This window comes from Pseudomonas sp. OV226 (genome assembly GCF_003148705.1).
Lineage (GTDB): Bacteria > Pseudomonadota > Gammaproteobacteria > Pseudomonadales > Pseudomonadaceae > Aquipseudomonas.
The window spans coordinates 80,374-99,084 of record NZ_QGGS01000003.1; the positions used below are offsets into that span (position 1 = coordinate 80,374).

Here is an 18,711-nt window from a genome sequence, read left to right on the forward strand (position 1 = left end):
CGCGGTGAAGGCGCGATTCTAGCGCTTGCGCCGGATCGACGTCATTGGTCGGGTTGGAACCGGGGATGACAGGCCTGGTCTAGTCTTTTGCGTCTGGAACTTTAAACCCAAGGAGAGTGCACCATGAGTCTTTTGAGCTTTGTGAAGGAAGCCGGCGAAAAACTGCTGGATCTGCTGACCCCCGGCAATGCCAATGCCAGCGAGCAGTTGAAGGAACACATCAGCAAGGTCGGCCTGGGTAACCCGAATGTGCAGGCGACGGTGGATGGCGACAAAGTGACCGTCACCGGGGAAGTCGCCAGTCAGGAAGAGAAGGAGAAGATTCTGTTGGCGGTGGGCAATATTGCCGGTGTCGGCAGTGTGGATGACCAGATCACGGTGACCGGGCCGGTGGTGGCCGCGGCGGTATTTGTCACGGTTGTGAAGGGCGACACCCTCAGCGCGATTTCCAAGCGCGTGTATGGCGACGCCAACAAGTACAACAAAATCTTCGACGCCAACAAACCGATGCTGTCGCACCCGGACAAGATCTATCCGGGGCAGTCGTTGCGAATTCCTGAGTAAGCCTCTGCGCCGATCGTTCCCACGCAGAGCGTGGGAACGATCAACGACGCAAAACCTGTAGGAGCATGGCTTGCCCGCGATGCAGGCGGCGCGGTCTAGAGCCCTGCAATCAAATCCCGATAATCCCCCAGCGCCGCAAACTCCGCCGTGTCCTTGGGCCCTTTTCGACTGTCCGGCTCACTCACCGCCAACAGATGTGCCACGCCAAAATGGCGCGCGCTGCGCAGAATAGGCAGCGTGTCATCGATAAACAGACTGCGCGCCGGATCAAAGCCGATGTCGGCCTGTAACGCCTCCCAGAACTGTGGATTTTCCTTGGGAAAACCGTAATCGTGAGAACTGATCAAACGCTCGAAGTACGGCGCCAGTTCAATCCTTTCCAGCTTCAATGACAGCGAGTCCCGGTGCGCATTGGTGATCATCACCACGCGCTTGCCGGCCTGTTTGATCGCAGCCAGGAAGGTATCCGCGTCGGGGCGCAGGGCGATCAGGTGGGCGGTTTCCAGTTTCAGTTCGCGCACTGGCAACTTCAGTTCGGCGCTCCAGAAATCCAGGCAATACCACTGCAACTGACCGGCATTGCGCTCGAACAGCGGCTGCAACTCTAACTCGGCCATCGCTCGGCTCACTCCGTGCAATTCTGCGTAGCGCTGGGGCAAGTGCTCCATCCAGAAATGGTTGTCGTAGTGCAGGTCCAGCAGCGTACCGTCCATGTCCAGCAGAACGGTATCGATGTCGAGCCAGGGCAGCGGGGGCATTAAAAAATCTCCAGCGGTAAAAAGGATATCCGAGGTCAACAATCAGGATAGGCCGGGTATAGTAACGCGTTCACGCCAAGGAGCTTTTCATGCGCCAGAAACCCACCGTACTCGCCCGCGAGATCGTCGCCACCAGCCGTTTGTTCTGTGTCGAAGAGCTGAAACTGCGCTTTTCCAATGGCGTGGAGCGCACGTACGAGCGTTTGGTCGGTAAGGGCGCTGGTTATGGCGCCGTGATGATCGTGGCCATGCTCGATGCCGATCACGCGGTACTGGTCGAGGAATACTGCGGCGGTACGGATGAATACGAGCTGTCCCTGCCCAAAGGCCTGATCGAGCCGGGCGAAGATGTGCTGGCGGCGGCCGAGCGGGAGCTCAAGGAAGAAGCCGGGTATGGCGCGCGGCAGTTGGAGCACCTGACCGAGTTGTCGTTGTCGCCCGGTTACATGAGCCAGAAGATTCAGGTGGTGCTGGCCACCGATCTGTACGAAGAAAGCCTGGAGGGCGACGAACCCGAGCCGATGGGCGTGGACAAGATCAATCTGCATGAGCTGTCTGCCCTGGCGCAGAACCCACGCTTCACTGAGGGCCGAGCCTTGGCGGCGTTGTACTTGGCCCGTGACTTATTGACCCAACGTGGGGTGTTTTTGCCATGAAGTTGAATTTCCCCCATCCGTTGATGGCGCCGGTGGTTGAACTGGCGTTGAAGGCTGGCGAAGCGATTTTGCCGTTCTGGCGCACCGGCACGGCCGTGACGGCCAAGGCTGACGATTCGCCAGTGACCGCTGCCGATCTGGCGGCTCATCATTTGATTCTGGCCGGGTTGACCGCGCTGGACCCCAGTATTCCTGTGCTGTCCGAAGAAGACGCCAACATCCCCCAAAGCGTGCGCGCCGGGTGGCAGCGTTGGTGGCTGGTAGATCCGCTGGACGGAACCAAGGAATTCATTAGCGGCAGCGAAGAGTTCACCGTCAACATTGCGTTGATCGAGCAGGGGCGGGTGGTGTTTGGTGTGGTGTCGATGCCGACCAACGGGCGCTTCTACGTCGGTGGTGCAGGCTTGGGCGCTTGGCGTGGCGATAGGGGCAGCCAGCCATTACCGATCCAGGTCCGCGAAGTGCCTGCTGCGGGAGAGGCGTTTACCGTGGTCGCCAGCCGTCGACATTCGAGCCCGGAGCAGGAGCGCTTGCTGGCCGGGTTGAGCGATAGCCTGGGTGAGTTGCAATTGGCCAACATCGGCAGTTCGTTGAAGTTCTGCCTGTTGGCGGAAGGGGCGGCAGATTGTTATCCGCGTCTGGCGCCGACGTCGCAGTGGGACACGGCAGCTGCGCAAGGCGTGTTGGAAGGCGCGGGCGGCGAGGTGCTGGATTTGAGCGGTGCGCCGTTTTGCTATCCGGCGCGCGAGTCGTTGTTGAATGAGTTCTTTTTGGCGCTGCCGGCGAAGGCTGCCTGGCGCGAAAAACTGCTGGCGTTGGCGCGGGCATAAAGATCAAAAAAACGCAGCCTCGTTTCACTCGACAGCTCCTACAGAGAAACCCCCTGTAGGAGCTGTCGAGTGAAACGAGGCTGCGAATTTTTGCGTCAACGGTGAAGCACGTACTGCCCGGTAAACGTCACCGCATCGTCATCACTGTCGACATTCACAATCCGCGAATGCAACGTCAACCGCGCTCGCCCATAGCGCTGATACATCACCAAAAACTTCTTCCACACCGCCGCACTCGGTGCCTGACAAATCGCCGTCGCATCCATGGTCACCGGCAGTGGATAGCTGATCTGCCCTTCGTGAATCACGATGTGCCCGTCTTTTATCCCCTCTTCACGCAAGCGCAAATGCAGCCAGCCCCAACCCGCCAGCACCGCCCCGCAATAGAGACTGCCGCCGAACATGGTGCTTTTGTGGTTGACGTTGGCTTCCAGCGGCAAGTACAGGCGCAATTGCTGGTCGTGCCAGTCGAGCACTTTGATACCCATGGCCTGCGTCAAGGGGATGTCGTGATGGAGAATGGATTCCAGGTGACGACTGTCGCGGTTCATGCATGGGCCTCTTGTCTGAAGGTGTTGATTAACGGTCGCTCAATCGAGATCGTCGGTCGGGCCGCTGGCGAAGATCAGCCCATGTTTGCGCAGCTTGTCGTGCAAGGTTTTACGCGGGATGCCCAGCGCTTCGGCAAGGCTGCGTACGGAGCTGTGTGAGCGCGCCAGTTCGGCGGCGATCAGGCTCTTTTCGAAGTTTTCCACTTGCTCGCTCAAGCCGCCGCTGACCACTTCAACCATTGTGTTGGGGCCGCCGCCGGGCGTGTTGTTGTCCAGCGCCAGTTCGAGGCCCAAGGCAAAGCGTTCGGCGGCATTTTGTAGCTCGCGAACGTTGCCGGGCCAGGTGTGGCGCAGCAACAGGGCGCGATGCCCCGGTTGCAATTCATGGGAGGGCAAACCGTGGCGGGCGCTGGCTTCATCGGCGAAATGCTGGAACAACGTCAACGCGTCTTCGCCACGTTCGCGCAGCGGCGGAATGCGCAGCGGTGCGACGTTCAGGCGGTAATACAAGTCGGCGCGAAAGCGTCCTTGATCGGCGGATTGGCGCAGGTCTTCCTTGGTCGCGGCGATGATGCGGATGTCCAGCGGGATCAATTGATTGCCACCCAAGCGCTCGACGACGCGCTCCTGTAGCAATCGCAGCAATTTCACCTGCACATCCAGGCTCATGCTTTCGATTTCATCGAGGAACAGCGTGCCGCCGTTGGCGAACTCGAACTTGCCGATGCGACGCTTTTGCGCGCCGGTGAACGCTCCGGGCTCGTGGCCGAACAACTCGCTTTCCACCACCGACTCGGCCAGCGCACCGGCATTGATCGCCACGAACGGGCCATTACGACGGTTCGACAAATCGTGCAGCGCCCGCGCCACGACTTCTTTGCCGGCACCGGTTTCACCCAGAATCAACACATCAGCCTTGGTCGCGGCCAGCGCGCCAATCTGCTCGCGCAGACGCAACATCGGCGCCGATTGCCCGACCAGCCGGGTGCTCAATTCATTGCGATCACTCAGGGCCAGACGCAGGCTGCGGTTATCCAGCACCAGCCGACGCAAAGCCAGTGCGCGACGCACACTGTCGAGCAAGGCATCGCTGGCGAAGGGTTTTTCCAGGAAGTCATAAGCCCCGGCGCGCATGGCTTGCACCGCCAGCGGTACATCGCCGTGGCCGGTGATGAGCAGCACGGGCAGCTCCGGGTCCTGGGCATGCAGTTCGGTCAGCAGTTCGAGACCGTCCATGCCCGGCATACGAATGTCACTGACCACCACGCCCGGCCAGTCGCGCTCCAATTGCACGGCCAGGCCCTTGGCCTCGGCCAGCGGCAGGATTTTCAGGCCGGCGAGGTCCAGGGTCTGGCTCAGGGCCTGACGCAGGTGGGGATCGTCGTCGATCAACACGACCTGGATGCGGTTGTCGATGGTCATGCACTTCGGTCCTCGGACGGTTGCAGGCTCACACCCGGTGCGCCAGCGCGTAGCTTCAAAGTAATCAGGGCGCCGCCTTCCTTGTGGTTGGCGAACGACAGTTCACCCCCGAAGGCACGCATCAGAGTTTCACAAATCGCCAGCCCCAGCCCAAGCCCTTGTGTGCGAGTCTTGGTGGTGTAGAAAGGCTCGCTGGCGCGACCCAGGGCTTCCATGCAAAAGCCGGGGCCGTTGTCGCGAATGTACAGATGGACGCCGTCGGCGGTGGATTGGGCACTCAACCAGAGTTTACGCGGTGGACCTTTTTCGGTCAGCGCGTCCAGAGCGTTGGCCAACAGGTTACCGAGCACCTGGCGCAGACGGGTTTCCCCGGCCTCGACCCACAGCGTGGCGGCCGGTAAATCGCGGATCAGCTCGACCTCCATGCTGCGTCGACGCTTGGCCAGCAACGCCAGCGCATCATCCAGCGCCGGTTGCAGAGCGACACTTTCCGGCGCGTGACGATCACGCCGGGCAAAGGCGCGCAGGTGAGCGATGATCGAGGCCATGCGCCCGGTCAGTTCGCTGATCAGTTTGAGATTGCCGCGCGCATCGTCGGTGCGTTGATGATCGAGCAGCACTTCGGCGTTTTCCGCGTAGCTGCGAATCGCCGCCAGTGGCTGATTGAGTTCGTGGCTGATGCTCGCCGACATCGTTCCCAATGCCGACAATTTACCGGCCTGGACCAGATCATCCTGCGCGCGCACCAGTTCCTGCTGGGCGTGTTCGCGCTCCAGCACTTCCTGTTTCAAACGCCGGTTGAGACCTTCGAGGTCGCTGGTGCGTTCGGCGACCCGGCCTTCCAGTTCGCGACGGGCCTTGGCTTCGAAGGCGATCCGTTCGAGGTAATGGCGGCGGCGCTGCATCATCAGCCCAAGCAGCAGCATCAACACCAACAGCGTGGCGCCTCCGATGGCGACCACCGTACGCACCGGTCGGTCGATCAAGGTGCGCGGGGCGAGGATGCTGACGTTCCAGCCGGTTTCGGCGATCTGCTGGGTCTGAGTCAGCCAGGCGTTGGGGTTGAGCTTCAGCGGTTTGGGGTCACGGGTCGGGTAGGGCTGGATCGCGGTTATCGCTTTGCTTTCTTCGTCGCTCAACGGACGGGTCGAGCGGAAGCGCCACTCTGGCCGTGACGTGAGAATGACCACGCCGTTATGGTCGGTCAGCAACAGCTGTTCCGGGGTTTTGCCCCAGAGACTTTCGGTGTGGTCCAGATCAACCTTGACCACCAGCACGCCGATGACTTTTTCGCCATCGCGTACTGCGGCGGCGAAGAAGTAGCCGCGTTTGGCGGAGGTCGTGCCCAGGCCGAAAAACCGTCCGAGCCGCCCGGCCATGGCTTCGCTGAAATAGGGCCGGAAGGAAAAATTACGGCCGACAAAGCTGTCGTGTTTGTCCCAATTGGACGCCGCCAGCGTTTTGCCGCGGGTGTCCATCAAGTACATGACTTCGGCACCGGTCTGGGTGCTGATGTTTTTCAGCAAGCGGTTGGCATTGCCTTGGGTGACGCCATCGTCCGGCGCGCCGAGTACCGCGCGCAGGGCCGGCAAGTCGCCGAGGATTTGCGGCAACACTTCATAACGATGCAGCGTGCCCAGCAGGTTGGCGACGTACAGGTCGAGGGTTTGGCGATTTTGCCCGGCCAGTTCGCTGCGGTAATAGCGCTCGGCCAAGTGCTCCAGCGGCCACAGTAACGGCGCCAGGCATAGCGCCACCAGGGCGAGGCTGCGCCAGCGGGGTCTGCGAGGGAGGGTCGGAGTCATGAGCATCGGGCGCCTGGGGGTACAGGCGCATTATGCCTAGGCTTGGTGGCGCAGTCTGCGCACCGTTGCCAAGTCCTTCTTGAGGCGAAAATTCAGACTCAGGCGAAAACTTCAGCGTCTTTGAAAAACTCGGCGGCTTGATCTTTTCCGGACAGTTGCGGTGCTTCTTCAAGTTGCCAGTCGATGGCCAGGTCCGGGTCGTCCCAGCGAATGCTGCGCTCGGCGGATGGGGTGTAGTAATCGGTGGTTTTGTAGAGGAATTCAGCGAACTCGCTCAGCACCACGAAGCCGTGGGCGAAACCCTCCGGGATCCAGAGTTGACGATGGTTGCCGGCTGACAGGCGCACCGCCAGCCATTTACCGAAATGCGGCGAGCTACGACGAATATCCACCACCACATCCAGCACTTCACCGGCCGTCACACGGACCAGTTTTCCTTGAGTGTTTTCCAATTGGTAATGCAGGCCGCGCAGTACGCCTTTTTGCGAGCGGGAATGGTTGTCCTGAACAAATTGTGCATCCAGGCCAGTCGCTTCTTTGAATGCCTTGGCATTGAAGCTTTCATAGAAGAAGCCACGCTCGTCACCAAAAACCCTGGGTTCGATGATCAGAACACCGGGCAAGTCGGTGGTGACTACATTCATGGTACTTCTCCAGCAATAGGCGTTGACGGGGCACATTCTTGCGCAAAGTGTCGAGCGAGGCGAGTGCGGCGTGAATTTTCCCGATTCGTGTGCTCGTTGTGTCGAGCGCCCGGCGCTGGTCAGGCAGTCGAATGGGGGTTGCGTATCGCCGCAAGCAGTGGCGATATAAGCGCCTAATAAAATTTCAGAGGTCGTTGTATGCCGCTCGCCACGTTGATTCACCGCGCCAGTTTGCCCAGCCCGCAAGTGTCTGCGCAGCAAGCGCTTGAGCTGCTGGAGGGGCATTACGGGCTTAGCGGGAGGTTGCAGGCCCTGGGCAGCCAGCAAGATCTCAATTTCCGCGTCGACAGCGACCAGGGGCGTTTCGTCCTGAAAATCTGCCGTGGCGACTATTCAGCGCTGGAACTGCAAGCCCAGCACGCAGGGCTCAAGCATTTGGGCGAACAGTCCGGCGTCAAGGTGCCGCGTGTGATTGCGGCGAAAAACGGTGTGGATTTGCTCACGCTGGACGTCGCAGGCCAATCGGTGCACGTGCGCCTGCTCGACTACATCGAGGGCCAGTCGCTCACCCACCTCGATCATTTGCCGGGTGCCGTGGTCGCCGGTTTCGGTCAACTCTGCGGCGAAATGGACCTGGCCCTGGCCGCTTTCGACCATCCGGGACTTGAACGCACGTTGCAGTGGGACGCTCGTCACGCCAACGCATTGATCGGCCATTTGCTGCCGGTGATCAAGGATGACGCGCAACGCCGGTTGATCGCCGAGGCCGCCGAACGCGCCGAGCGTCATTTGCAACCGCTGGTAGATAAGTTGCCGGTGCAGGCCATTCACATGGACATCACTGACGACAACGTGGTCTGGCAGCGCGATGCTCAGCGCCAGTGGCAATTGCAGGGCGTGATCGATTTCGGCGACCTGGTCCGCACCTGGCGTATCACCGATCTTTCGGTGACCTGCGCGGCGTTGCTGCATCACGCCAATAGCGATCCGTTTTACATTTTGCCGGCGATTCAGGCCTATCACGCAATCAACCCGTTGCAGCGCGAAGAACTGCTGGCGCTTTGGCCGTTGATCGTCGCGCGGGCGGCGGTGCTGGTGCTCAGTGGCGAGCAGCAGGTCAGCATTGATCCGGGCAATCAATACAGCCGCGACAACCTCATTCATGAATGGGAAATTTTCCGCGTCGCCACTTCGGTGCCGCTGGAACTGATGGAGGCGGCGATCCTGGCTTGTGTTGGCCAGAGCCTGCCGAGCATTGGCAGCGAAGGATTCGCGCCATTGTTGCCGAGCCTGGTGGGGCGCGAGTTTGCGCTGATTGATCTGGGCGTCCTCAGCCCGCATTTCGAGGCGGGCAACTGGGAACAGGAAGGCATCGATCAGCGGCTGCTGACGGAAGCCGCCGCGACCCACGGCCTGGCGGCCAGTCGTTATGGGCAATACCGGTTGTCGCGAACCCGGCCAGACACGGCGGACGAGCCGGACACCTGCCCATTGCACGTCGAGTTGCGAGTGCCCCACGGCACGGCCGTCGAGTCGCCGTTTGCCGGGGTGGTTCATCAGCCGTCGGCGGGTGTGCTGCAACTCGACGGGCCGCAACTCAGCGTGCGGCTGTGGGGCGTGACCCCATCGCTGCACACCGGCGCAGCACTGGTCAAAGGCCAGGTGTTGGGTTCGGTCAGCGGGCCACTGATCGTGCAGTTGTGCCGAGGCACGGCGTTCAATGCGCCGCTGTTTTGCACACCGTCGCGCGCCCGGGCCTGGAAAGCCTTGTGCCCGTCGCCCGCAGCGCTGCTGGGGCTGGCCTGTGATGCTGAAGAGGAGCTGGACTCGCAGACACTGCTGGCACGCCGCGACGCCAGTTTCGCCCGTACCCAGAAGCACTACTACGTTGACCCGCCGCGCATCGAACGCGGCTGGCGCAACCACCTGATCGACATGCAGGGCCGTTCCTACCTCGACATGCTCAATAACGTCGCGGTGCTCGGCCATGGCCATCCGCGCATGGCGGCGGTCGCCGCTCGTCAGTGGTCGCTGCTCAACACCAATTCGCGCTTCAACTACGCCGCGGTCGCCGAGTTCTCCGAGCGCTTGCTGAAATTGTCGCCGGACTCCATGGACCGCGTGTTCCTGGTCAACAGCGGCAGCGAAGCCAACGACCTGGCGATTCGTCTGGCGTGGGCCTACAGCGGAGGTCGCGACATGCTCAGCGTGCTGGAGGCCTACCACGGCTGGACGGTGGGCGCGGATGCCGTCTCGACGTCGATCGCCGATAACCCCAAGGCCTTGAGCAGCCGCCCGGATTGGGTGCATCCAGTCATTGCGCCAAATACGTATCGCGGAGAGTTCCGAGGCCCGGACAGTGCGCCGGACTACGTACGCAGCGTCGAACACAACCTGGCGAAAATCGCCGCGCAAGGTCGCCCATTGGCCGGTTTCATTTGCGAGCCGGTGTACGGAAATGCAGGCGGAATCTCCTTGCCACCCGGCTATCTGAAACAGGTTTATGGACTGGTTCGAGCCCAGGGCGGCGTGTGCATCGCCGACGAAGTGCAGGTCGGCTACGGGCGTATGGGGCACTTCTTCTGGGGCTTTGAGGAACAGGGCGTGGTGCCGGACATCATCACCATGGCCAAAGGCATGGGCAATGGGCAGCCGTTGGGCGCGGTGATCACGCGTCGGGAAATCGCCGAGGCGCTGGAAGCCGAAGGGTATTTCTTCTCCTCGGCAGGTGGCAGCCCGGTCAGTTGCCAGATCGGCATGGCGGTGCTGGATGTGATGGAAGAAGAAAAGCTCTGGGAAAACGCCCAGGTGGTGGGCGGGTACTTCAAAGAGCGACTGGAGGCACTGATCGATATCCATCCGCTGGTGGGCGCGGTGCATGGTTCCGGTTTCTACCTGGGCGTCGAGCTGATCCGCAATCGCGAGACCCTGGAACCGGCAACCGAAGAAACCACGGCGCTGTGTGATCGCCTGCGCGAACTGGGGATTTTCATGCAGCCGACCGGCGACTTCCTCAACGTCCTGAAGATCAAACCGCCGATGGTGACCTCGCGCCAGAGTGTGGACTTCTTCGTCGACATCCTCTCGAAGGTGCTCGCAGAGGGCCTGTAAACACATACCTCTGTAGGAGTGATAATTCGATAGATATCGGCTTTTAAGCAAAAAAATATGACGTATGGCTTATTGGTGGCTTTTAAAGCCGATATTTATCGGATATAAAGTCACCGCAGCCTCGGTGTGGACGAACCACGCCCGATGCTTCCCATTTCTGTCATGGGTCGAGGCCACACTCGACCCCACGCCTTTGCTCAGGAGCCGATTCATGAGCCGTATCGTTACCGTCGCCGCTACCCAGATGGCCTGTTCCTGGGACCTTGAAGCCAACATCGAAACCGCTGAGAAGCTGGTCCGTGAGGCTGCGGGCAAAGGCGCGCAGATCATCCTGATTCAGGAACTGTTCGAGAGCCCGTACTTCTGCCAGAAGCCGAACCCGGATTACCTGCAACTGGCCACGACCGTTGAAGACAACGTCGCCATCAAGCACTTCCAGAAAGTCGCCAAAGAGCTGCAAGTGGTGCTGCCGATCAGCTTCTACGAATTGGCCGGCCGTGCGCGTTTCAACAGCATCGCGATCATCGATGCCGACGGCTCCAACCTCGGGATTTATCGTAAAAGCCATATCCCGGACGGCCCTGGCTACCACGAGAAGTACTACTTCAACCCGGGCGATACCGGTTTCAAAGTGTGGAACACCCGTTACGCGAAAATCGGCGTGGGCATCTGCTGGGACCAGTGGTTCCCTGAGGCCGCCCGCAGCATGGCGTTGCAGGGCGCGGAAATCCTGTTCTACCCGACCGCCATCGGCAGCGAGCCGCACGACAAGACCATCTCCTCGCGTGATCACTGGCAGCGCGTGCAGCAGGGCCATGCCGGCGCCAACCTGATGCCGCTGATCGCCAGCAACCGAATCGGCAACGAAGAGCAGGACGGCTACGACATTACCTTCTATGGCTCATCGTTCATCGCCAACCAGTTCGGCGAAAAAGTTCAGGAGCTCAACAAAACCGAAGAAGGTATTCTGGTGCACACTTTCGACCTCGACGAGCTGGAACACATTCGCAGCGCGTGGGGTTCGTTCCGTGATCGCCGTCCTAACCTTTACGGCGCACTGAAAACTCTCGACGGTTCCCTGGAGTCCTGATTGTCATGACCACTTTGCACACCACGCCTCGCGCCGACGGTTTCTACATGCCGGCCGAATGGGCGCCACAAACCCAGACCTGGATGATTTGGCCCGAGCGTCCGGACAACTGGCGCCTGGGTGGCAAACCGGCGCAAGCCGCGCACGTGGCGGTGGCGAAAGCCATCGCGCGTTTCGAACCGGTGACCGTGGCGGTTTCCGCAGGCCAGTACGAAAACGCTCACGCCCGTCTCGACGTGCCGAATATTCGTGTGGTGGAAATGTCCAGCGATGACGCATGGGTACGCGACACCGGTCCGACATTTGTCATCAATAACCGTGGCGAAGTCCGTGGTGTGAACTGGGATTTCAACTCGTGGGGTGGTTTCGACGGTGGCCTGTATTCGCCGTGGAACCGTGATTCGCAAGTGGGCGGCAAGATCCTCGAGATCGAGCGCAGCCCGCGTTATCGCACCGAGGGTTTCGTGCTCGAAGGCGGTTCGATTCACGTCGATGGCGAAGGCACCCTGATCACCACCGAAGAATGCCTGCTCAACCGCAATCGCAATCCGCACCTTGGGCGTGCCGAAATCGAAGCGGTGCTCAGCGCCAACCTGGCTGTGGATAAAATCATCTGGCTGCCGGACGGTTTGTTCAACGACGAAACCGACGGCCATGTGGATAACTTCTGCTGCTACGTGCGCCCGGGCGAAGTCTTGCTGGCCTGGACCGATGACCCGCAAGACCCGAACTACCCGCGCTGCCAGGCAGCAATGAACGTGCTGCAAAGCAGCACCGACGCCAAGGGTCGCCCATTCACGGTGCACAAGATGCCGATTCCGGGGCCGCTGTACGCGACCGAAGAAGAGTGCGCGGGTGTCGACCCGGTGGACGGCACTCAGGAACGAAATCCTTCCGTTCGTCTGGCCGGTTCCTACGTGAACTTCCTGATCGTCAACGGCGGCATCATTGCGCCGAGCTTCGATGACCCGATGGACGGCCCGGCAAAAGAAATTTTGCAGACGCTGTTCCCGCAACATGAAGTGGTGATGGTGCCGGGCCGTGAACTGTTACTGGGGGGCGGTAACATCCACTGCCTTACCCAACAACAACCCGCTCCGCACAAGGAGTGAGTGAGGTCGTAACAGCCTGAGTCGATTGCGAAATCGATCAAAAAAAGCAACCCCCTATGCTGCTCGACGAAGAGCCCGCAATCCGTATGGACTGCGGGCTTCTTTGTATCCGCTTGTCGACAGATGCGAAACATTGGCACAGCTCTTGTATCTGTCAGGGGTGAAACAGGGAGGGGGAGAACTGCGATGTTCTGTCATAAACCTTGGATAAGTTAGCCGCTCACAAACCAGGAGAGAGCGCTGAAATGAACGCCGAAGTGAACGTAGTGAGCGAGCGGGCGTCGCATCCCCTGGCAATTAATAGCGAATCGCTCCAGGTCCTTGCGCACTGGTTCAAGTCCAATGGAACGCGTCAGATCGGGGAACCTGATCCGCGCCGGATGATGATCGAGCGCTACCCCGCTGGTTTATTCAGCGAAGCGGAACTGGAAGCGTTGTGGGATGTGATGGAAGGATAAGAAGAATAAACAAAGGATTGATAAAGCGCTGCCGGGATGGCGGCGCTTTTTTTTGCGTGAATCTTATGGGACGTACACCGAACGTGTAGCAGCTGGCGGAGCCTGCGTCCGGCTGCGCAGCAGTCGTCAAACCGAACAGCGCGTTTTTTCAGAAAAACTGCGGTGTCCGGTTTACGAGGACTTCGTCCTCGAACGCAGCCTTCGGCAGCTGCTTCAGGTTTTACTGCCTCCTTAGAAGCTGTAGGTTCCGGTCACCACCACGCTGCGCGGTTCGCCCGGCTGGATCTGCGCGGCACTCGTGGCGGAGGCGTAGTAGGTTTTATCGCTGATGTTGTTCAGCGCCGCGCGCAAGTCCCAGTCCTTCTGGCGGAACCCGGCCAGTGCATCCCAACGGCCATAACCGGGCAGCACAACCGTATTGAGGTTGTCGGCATAACGCTGGCCGACCAGGGTCAGACCGGTTTCGGCGTACCAACCCATTTCCGGTTTCCACGTCAGGAACAGGCTGCCATTGTGCTTGGCCACATTGCTGATGCGTTTGCCTTCAAAGCCGTTGTTATCCTTCTCGACGGTGGCGTCCTGCACGCCCACACCACCGCGTACATACCAGTTGCCAGTGATTTTGCCGGTGCCGGTCAGCTCGATTCCGCGCGAGCGTTGCAGGCCGCTCATCAAGGTCACGGTGGGGTCATTCGGGTCGCTGGTGCGACGGTTGTAGAGTTCCAGTTCGTAGATCGCCAGTGTGGTGCTCAGGCGATCATCGAGCCAATCGCTCTTCACCCCGATTTCTTTTTGCTTGGTCAGCTCCGGGCTCAAGTCATTGGCGTTACCGGGCGCACCCGGTGTGATGCCGATCAAACCGCCGCCCACCGGCGAAAAGGTTTTGGTCCAGGACGCGTAGAAGGAATGATTCTGCAGCGGCGTCCAGACCACCCCGACACGCGGGCTGGTGCTGTGGCTGTCACGGTCTTCGGAAATGTCCTTCAGCTTGTTGGTCGACTCGATGTCGAATGTGTCGTAACGCAGACCGGCCAGCAGTTGCCATTGATCGTTCAGGCGCAGTTGATCCTGTACGTACACCGCGCGGCTCTCGACTTCGGTGTGGCTGCTGCTGGACACCTGCATGCGTCCGGTATGGCGCAAATCGCGATTGGGGTTGTACAGGTCCAGGGCCGGCACGGGTGAACTGCCGCGTCCGGAGGTGGCGGCGTTGTACAAGGTCGGATCGCGGCGCTGGCTGCCCGTTTCGAGGCCGGTCAGCAGACGATGCTCCAGTCCAAACGTGTGGAAACCGCCTTCCAGCTCAACGTTGTTGTACACGTTGCGGGTGGTCAGATCTTGCTGCCAGTGCTGGCGCGTCACCTTGTTGGTTGCCGGGGTGTAACCGGTCAGGTAAGTGTTGTCGAAATCGCTGTCGAGCTTGAACACGCCCAGGGTGTGGCGCAGTTGCCAGTTGTCGCTGAGTTCATAGCTGAGCCTGGAGCGTAGGGATTGCGACTTGTCGTCGATGAAATCGTGCTCGCTGCCGTAGGTCGTATCGCGTCCTACATCCGCCGGACGCCCATTCACACCGGGAACACCCCGATCCGGCGTACGGTTGTAGCGACTGTATTCGTATTGCACCAGCCAGTTCAGGTCCGGCGTCAGTTGCCAACTCATCGACGGCGCGAACAATTGCCGATTACCGCTGACGCCATCGCGAAAGCTGTTCTGATCCATGTTGCCCATGTTCAAACGCAGGCTGATGTTCTCGCTCGGGTCGGTGCTGAGGTCGGCATACAAGCTGCGCAGGTCATCGCTGCCACCCTGGGCTTCGAGGGTCGAGCGGCGACCGAACTCCGGCACCTTGCTGACCCGGTTGACGATGCCGCCCTGGCTGCCACGGCCATACAACACTGCCGCCGGGCCTTTGAGGACGTCGATGCGTTCGATGTTGTGCAAGTCGCGCACGTATTGGCTGTCATCGCGGATGCCGTCGAGGTAGAAGTCGTTGCTCGCGTCGAAGCCACGGATGCGCAGGCTGTCGAAGCGGGTATCGGCGCCACTGCTGACGTTGGGGAGGCCACTGAGCGCTGTGCCCAGGTCGTTGGTGCCGTAATCCATGACGTTCGAGGTTTTGATCGAGTCGATGGCCTGTGGCACGTAACGCACCGGGGTCTCTGTTCGGGTCGCGGTGTTGGTTTCTTTTACGCGAGGGTCATCAGCCTCCACATCGGCGCTGATCGCGGTCTCGGGTAAAACAGTGGTGGAAGCGCAGGCAAAACCGGTGGACAAAAAGGCAGACAGCCCAAGCGTAGCGGGCGTTAGACGGAACGGGGCAGGCATCAAGAAGCGCATCCGAAAGGGGTGGGAAATTTCAGGGTGCGAATGGTAATGCTTGTTATTTACTTTCGTTAATTGTTCTTGAAAATGGTGGCTGTTTGATTGTGTCGAGTTGTGTCGAAGTTGCTACAACGGCCACGCGGCGTCATTCGACCGATTCATGAAACAGACTGAAAGCCATTCCAGCGTTTTTCCGAAACCACCTGAGGATTAGTCTGCCGGCCATTGAATCTTCCTGACGTATTGCCGGAGCCTTGCGATGATCCTTCATTATATTTACGACCCATTGTGCGGCTGGTGTTACGGCGCCAAACCGTTGGTACAGGCTGCCCAAGGCGTGTTGCCCGTGATCGCCCACGGCGGCGGAATGATGACCGGCGCCAACCGCCAGGCAGTTTCGCCACAACTGCGCAACTACGTGATGCCACACGACCGGCGCATCGCCGAGTTCACGGGCCAGCCCTTTGGTGAAGCCTATTTTGAAGGCCTGCTGCGTGATGAAACGGCGGTGTTCGATTCCGCTCCACCGATCGCTGCGGTGCTGGCCGCTGAGCAGATAGCCGGGCGCGGTGTCGAGTTGTTGGGGCGTTTGCAGACCTCTCACTATGTGGAAGGTCGGCGCATTGCGGACGAATCGGTGCTGCTTGAATTGGCAATAGGCATCGATTTGGAGCCCGTGGCATTTGCGGCCACCTTGAAAAGTGTCAATACCGATCAGCACATCAAAGACACTCGCGCCTTATTGGCCCGCGTCGGCGGTCAGGGTTTTCCAACGCTGGCGCTTGAGCAAGATGGCCAATTCTCCCTGGTCGATGTCAGCCAATGGCTCGGCAAGCCGGAGGCATTTGCGACCTGGCTTGCGCAAAGCGCTTAGGCGTTTTTCGTCTATCCATAGTCAATTCGTCAAATTGACAGGCAGTTGTGGGCCCTACTAGGATCGCGCCCAACGCCTGTGGCTAACCGCCACGACTCAAAAAATAATAAAAGGTCCGCCACGATTTTTTCGTGTGCGGGCCTTTTTGTTTTGGGGTGAAAAAAGAGTGCGATAGCGCCGTTTCAGCCGTTCGACACAGCGCGTTTCAACCCGAAATAAGGAAAACAAGATGTTGAACAAGCGAATCAGCCTGATCGCTCTGGGGATATTGAGTGCAACACCGGCCATGGCTAACGACCAGGTCCAATCCAAGGGTTTCGTAGAAGACAGCAGCCTCAACGTGCTGCTGCGCAACGCCTACATGAACCGTGACTACAAAGACGGCAACCCGGATAAATCCGAGTGGGGCCAGGCGGCCATCGGCACGTTCTCGTCCGGCTTCACCCAAGGCACCGTGGGTGTGGGTGTGGACGCTTTCGGTCTGTACGCCCTTAATCTGGAGCGCAGCGAAGACCGTAGCGGCGCGCAAGGCATCGACTTCTTCAAGAAGGGCGCCAGCAGCCAGCCTGCTGATGATCTGTCCAAGGGCGGCGCGGCCGTCAAATTCCGTCTGTCCAGCACCACGCTGACTTACGGCGACCAGATGCCGGCCCTGCCGGTGTTGAACTACGACAACTCGCGTCTACTGCCAGAAAGCTACACCGGCACCCTGATCACCTCCAAAGAGATCAAAGGCCTGCAACTGGACGCCGGCCGCTTCACCGCCGAGTCGCGTAAAAGCGCTGAAGGCCGTGACAGCGGTGGCTTGAAGTCGATCAACGTATTGGGCGGCAGCTACCAGTTCACCGAACAATTCAAAGGCGCGCTGTACGCTTCCGATGTCGAAGACGTGCTGAAGAAGCAATACGTGAACGCCAACTACCTGTTCCCGATCGACAAGGATCAGTCCCTGACCTTGGACTTCAACGGTTACCGCACCAAGCTGGACGATGCTTACGTCCGCGAAAACGGGATCACCGGCGACGACAACAAGATCTGGAGCCTGGCCGCAACATTCGTCACCGGCCCGCACTCGTTCACCCTCGCGCACCAACGCAGCACCGGTGACAGCAACCTGGGCTACGCCTACGGTGGTTATCAGAAAGACCAGGGGCGTATCGGCGACGGCGGCAACACCATCTACCTGGCAAACTCCTACTGGTCCGACTTCAACGCTGAAGACGAGCGCAGCTGGCAGTTGGGCTACGGTTTGGACTTCAGCACATTCGGCGTTCCGGGCCTGACCTACAACTTCGCTTATGTGCGCGGTGACAACATCACCACGTCCACTAGCGAAGGCGGTACCGAGCGCGAAATCTTCAACCAGTTCAAGTACGTCGTGCAAAGTGGCCCGGTCAAAGACCTGAGTGTGAAGTTGCGCAGTTCGGTTCTGCGTGTGTCGCAAAAATCCAGCGAGTACAACGTCAGCGGTAACGAAGTGCGTGTGTTCGTGGATTACCCAATCAGCATCTTCTGATGATCGACTGAGCGTTAAAACTCGAAAAAAACCCCGATTGATTCGGGGTTTTTTTTGCCTTGTGACTGCAAAAACGCACTAAAAGCCGCTGTTTTCAGTCTTGAAAAGTGGAATTGAAGCGACTTCATACTCCGTTTCAAGCAGTGCTTGATATGCCTGAAATTCTTTCTCATGGACGCAAATCCTGTGCTCTCTAGATTAGGTAGCTAAATGCACGGAGATTTTGAAAATGCTCGTTTTGAATAAAGAAGTGGGCGAATCGCTACGGCGCGACAAATACGTCAACGTCAAAAGTAGTGACTTCAATCTATTCGGTCACTTCTCCGACTTCGTCAGATTGACCCGAAGTTGGGAAAACATGGAGCCCGACAGTTACTACGGTCAGGCTGACGCGGGCAATCGATACCGTCGCTACAGTGATTTCGAATACAACCCGGTGACCCGTGAACTGACGCAGCTGGAACACCGCGCCTACGTCCAGTCCAAGGCTAACAACGCCTACGTGGGCGGAATGGTTCGGCACTTCCAGGACTTCTCCGATGAAATCATTCATTCGCCGGTGATGCGCAGCCTGATCGACACGGATTTCGAGGTGTACAAAAACGTTCTGCCGCCGGAACTGCACGATGAAATCTGGCAATGCCAGATTCACCAGATCCGCATCGAGATCAAACCAGGCAAGCAACTGGAGATCACCCCGGAAGGCATTCACTGCGACGGTTACCCGTTCAGCGGCGTGCATTTCTGGGGGCGCAATAACGTGGAGGGGGCGGAAAGCCGCTTGTACAGCGCCCATGAACAAGAACATCTGGCGTCGACGACTTACACCGACATTCTCGACACCACTTACTTCCTGGATCGGGACATGCGCCACTACGTCACGCCGGCGCGCAACACCCATTCCCACGCCATGGCTTATCGGCAAATTCTGGCGATTTCCTTCTCGCGGCCCGGGACCGCTTTCGACATTGTTCGCTGAACAGTACAACGCCGCGATC

At 59.4% G+C, this 18,711-nt stretch carries 16 protein-coding genes; 10 read left to right on the forward strand and 6 right to left on the reverse strand.

All coding sequences use genetic code 11. The features are described from left to right. The first annotated feature begins 123 nt into the window (after positions 1 to 123). Positions 124 to 564: a peptidoglycan-binding protein LysM gene (gene lysM, locus C7534_RS06415; protein ID WP_109785306.1), complete on the forward strand. Its 441-nt coding sequence runs from the start codon at positions 124 to 126 to the stop codon at positions 562 to 564. 95 nt (positions 565 to 659) lie between these two features. On the opposite strand, the gene yrfG is transcribed toward lysM, so the two are convergent. Then, positions 660 to 1,322 carry a GMP/IMP nucleotidase gene (yrfG, locus tag C7534_RS06420; protein WP_109785307.1) on the reverse strand — a complete coding sequence of 221 codons (663 nt, stop codon included), beginning with the start codon at positions 1,320 to 1,322 and terminating at the stop codon, positions 660 to 662. A gap of 89 nt (positions 1,323 to 1,411) precedes the next feature. Here yrfG and nudE point away from each other — a divergent pair, with 89 nt between their 5' ends. Continuing rightward, positions 1,412 to 1,978 (forward strand): ADP compounds hydrolase NudE, encoded by a 567-nt coding sequence (gene nudE / locus C7534_RS06425; RefSeq protein ID WP_046031287.1) that lies wholly within the window; start codon positions 1,412 to 1,414, stop codon positions 1,976 to 1,978. Continuing rightward, entirely contained in the window at positions 1,975 to 2,808 is an 834-nt protein-coding gene (cysQ, locus tag C7534_RS06430) for a 3'(2'),5'-bisphosphate nucleotidase CysQ (protein ID WP_109785308.1), read from the forward strand. Before nudE ends, cysQ begins: the two co-directional genes overlap by 4 nt. Before the next feature lie 95 nt (positions 2,809 to 2,903). Here cysQ and C7534_RS06435 read toward each other — a convergent pair whose 3' ends face one another. The 4 genes from C7534_RS06435 to rfbC all read right to left on the reverse strand — a co-directional run bounded on the left by C7534_RS06435 (position 2,904) and on the right by rfbC (position 7,230). Next, the gene (locus C7534_RS06435) at positions 2,904 to 3,359 is read right to left on the reverse strand and encodes a thioesterase domain-containing protein (RefSeq protein ID WP_046031285.1); all 456 of its coding nucleotides are present in this window, start codon (positions 3,357 to 3,359) and stop codon (positions 2,904 to 2,906) included. Between the two features lie 39 nt (positions 3,360 to 3,398). Beyond that, positions 3,399 to 4,781 carry a sigma-54-dependent transcriptional regulator gene (locus tag C7534_RS06440; RefSeq protein ID WP_109785309.1) on the reverse strand — a complete coding sequence of 461 codons (1,383 nt, stop codon included), beginning with the start codon at positions 4,779 to 4,781 and terminating at the stop codon, positions 3,399 to 3,401. Beyond that, on the reverse strand, positions 4,778 to 6,586 hold the full coding sequence (locus tag C7534_RS06445; protein ID WP_109785525.1) for a sensor histidine kinase: 1,809 nt from the start codon (positions 6,584 to 6,586) through the stop codon (positions 4,778 to 4,780). The genes C7534_RS06440 and C7534_RS06445 overlap by 4 nt, the downstream gene beginning before the upstream one ends. A gap of 98 nt (positions 6,587 to 6,684) precedes the next feature. Then, on the reverse strand, positions 6,685 to 7,230 hold the full coding sequence (gene rfbC, locus C7534_RS06450; protein ID WP_109785310.1) for a dTDP-4-dehydrorhamnose 3,5-epimerase: 546 nt from the start codon (positions 7,228 to 7,230) through the stop codon (positions 6,685 to 6,687). A gap of 198 nt (positions 7,231 to 7,428) precedes the next feature. On the opposite strand from rfbC, the gene C7534_RS06455 reads away from it, so the two are divergent. From C7534_RS06455 to C7534_RS06470, 4 genes are all read left to right on the forward strand, one after another. Then, positions 7,429 to 10,341, forward strand: a complete 2,913-nt coding sequence (locus tag C7534_RS06455; RefSeq protein ID WP_109785311.1) for an aminotransferase — start codon at positions 7,429 to 7,431, stop codon at positions 10,339 to 10,341. A gap of 211 nt (positions 10,342 to 10,552) precedes the next feature. Beyond that, positions 10,553 to 11,431, forward strand: a complete 879-nt coding sequence (aguB, locus tag C7534_RS06460) for an N-carbamoylputrescine amidase (RefSeq protein WP_046031278.1) — start codon at positions 10,553 to 10,555, stop codon at positions 11,429 to 11,431. 5 nt (positions 11,432 to 11,436) lie between these two features. Beyond that, a complete protein-coding gene (gene aguA, locus C7534_RS06465; RefSeq protein WP_109785312.1) occupies positions 11,437 to 12,543 on the forward strand; it encodes an agmatine deiminase in 1,107 nt (368 codons plus the stop codon). 245 nt (positions 12,544 to 12,788) lie between these two features. Next, positions 12,789 to 13,001 carry a hypothetical protein gene (locus C7534_RS06470; protein WP_046031276.1) on the forward strand — a complete coding sequence of 71 codons (213 nt, stop codon included), beginning with the start codon at positions 12,789 to 12,791 and terminating at the stop codon, positions 12,999 to 13,001. A 231-nt stretch (positions 13,002 to 13,232) separates the two neighbouring features. Here C7534_RS06470 and C7534_RS06475 read toward each other — a convergent pair whose 3' ends face one another. Beyond that, positions 13,233 to 15,326, reverse strand: coding sequence for a TonB-dependent receptor (locus tag C7534_RS06475; RefSeq protein ID WP_109785526.1), 2,094 nt, complete (start codon positions 15,324 to 15,326; stop codon positions 13,233 to 13,235). Positions 15,327 to 15,582: 256 nt separating this feature from the next. Between C7534_RS06475 and C7534_RS06480 the strand changes: the two genes are divergently transcribed. The 3 genes from C7534_RS06480 (at position 15,583) to C7534_RS06490 (ending at position 18,692) form a co-directional block, all read left to right on the forward strand. Beyond that, positions 15,583 to 16,197, forward strand: coding sequence for a DsbA family protein (locus tag C7534_RS06480; protein ID WP_109785313.1), 615 nt, complete (start codon positions 15,583 to 15,585; stop codon positions 16,195 to 16,197). A 229-nt stretch (positions 16,198 to 16,426) separates the two neighbouring features. Further along, a complete protein-coding gene (locus C7534_RS06485) occupies positions 16,427 to 17,713 on the forward strand; it encodes an OprD family porin (RefSeq protein WP_109785314.1) in 1,287 nt (428 codons plus the stop codon). Between the two features lie 229 nt (positions 17,714 to 17,942). Next, entirely contained in the window at positions 17,943 to 18,692 is a 750-nt protein-coding gene (locus C7534_RS06490; RefSeq protein WP_046031273.1) for a 2OG-Fe dioxygenase family protein, read from the forward strand. The last annotated feature ends 19 nt before the right edge of the window (positions 18,693 to 18,711 follow it).

Bases quoted from the DNA above. Each gene is read 5' to 3' on its own strand.
- lysM (WP_109785306.1), top strand. From the start codon at position 124: ATGAGTCTTTTGAGCTTTGTGAAGGAAGCCGGCGAAAAACTGCTGGAT.
- yrfG (WP_109785307.1), bottom strand. From the start codon at position 1,322: ATGCCCCCGCTGCCCTGGCTCGACATCGATACCGTTCTGCTGGACATG.
- nudE (WP_046031287.1), top strand. From the start codon at position 1,412: ATGCGCCAGAAACCCACCGTACTCGCCCGCGAGATCGTCGCCACCAGC.
- cysQ (WP_109785308.1), top strand. From the start codon at position 1,975: ATGAAGTTGAATTTCCCCCATCCGTTGATGGCGCCGGTGGTTGAACTG.
- C7534_RS06435 (WP_046031285.1), bottom strand. From the start codon at position 3,359: ATGAACCGCGACAGTCGTCACCTGGAATCCATTCTCCATCACGACATC.
- C7534_RS06440 (WP_109785309.1), bottom strand. From the start codon at position 4,781: ATGACCATCGACAACCGCATCCAGGTCGTGTTGATCGACGACGATCCC.
- C7534_RS06445 (WP_109785525.1), bottom strand. From the start codon at position 6,586: ATGACTCCGACCCTCCCTCGCAGACCCCGCTGGCGCAGCCTCGCCCTG.
- rfbC (WP_109785310.1), bottom strand. From the start codon at position 7,230: ATGAATGTAGTCACCACCGACTTGCCCGGTGTTCTGATCATCGAACCC.
- C7534_RS06455 (WP_109785311.1), top strand. From the start codon at position 7,429: ATGCCGCTCGCCACGTTGATTCACCGCGCCAGTTTGCCCAGCCCGCAA.
- aguB (WP_046031278.1), top strand. From the start codon at position 10,553: ATGAGCCGTATCGTTACCGTCGCCGCTACCCAGATGGCCTGTTCCTGG.
- aguA (WP_109785312.1), top strand. From the start codon at position 11,437: ATGACCACTTTGCACACCACGCCTCGCGCCGACGGTTTCTACATGCCG.
- C7534_RS06470 (WP_046031276.1), top strand. From the start codon at position 12,789: ATGAACGCCGAAGTGAACGTAGTGAGCGAGCGGGCGTCGCATCCCCTG.
- C7534_RS06475 (WP_109785526.1), bottom strand. From the start codon at position 15,326: ATGCCTGCCCCGTTCCGTCTAACGCCCGCTACGCTTGGGCTGTCTGCC.
- C7534_RS06480 (WP_109785313.1), top strand. From the start codon at position 15,583: ATGATCCTTCATTATATTTACGACCCATTGTGCGGCTGGTGTTACGGC.
- C7534_RS06485 (WP_109785314.1), top strand. From the start codon at position 16,427: ATGTTGAACAAGCGAATCAGCCTGATCGCTCTGGGGATATTGAGTGCA.
- C7534_RS06490 (WP_046031273.1), top strand. From the start codon at position 17,943: ATGCTCGTTTTGAATAAAGAAGTGGGCGAATCGCTACGGCGCGACAAA.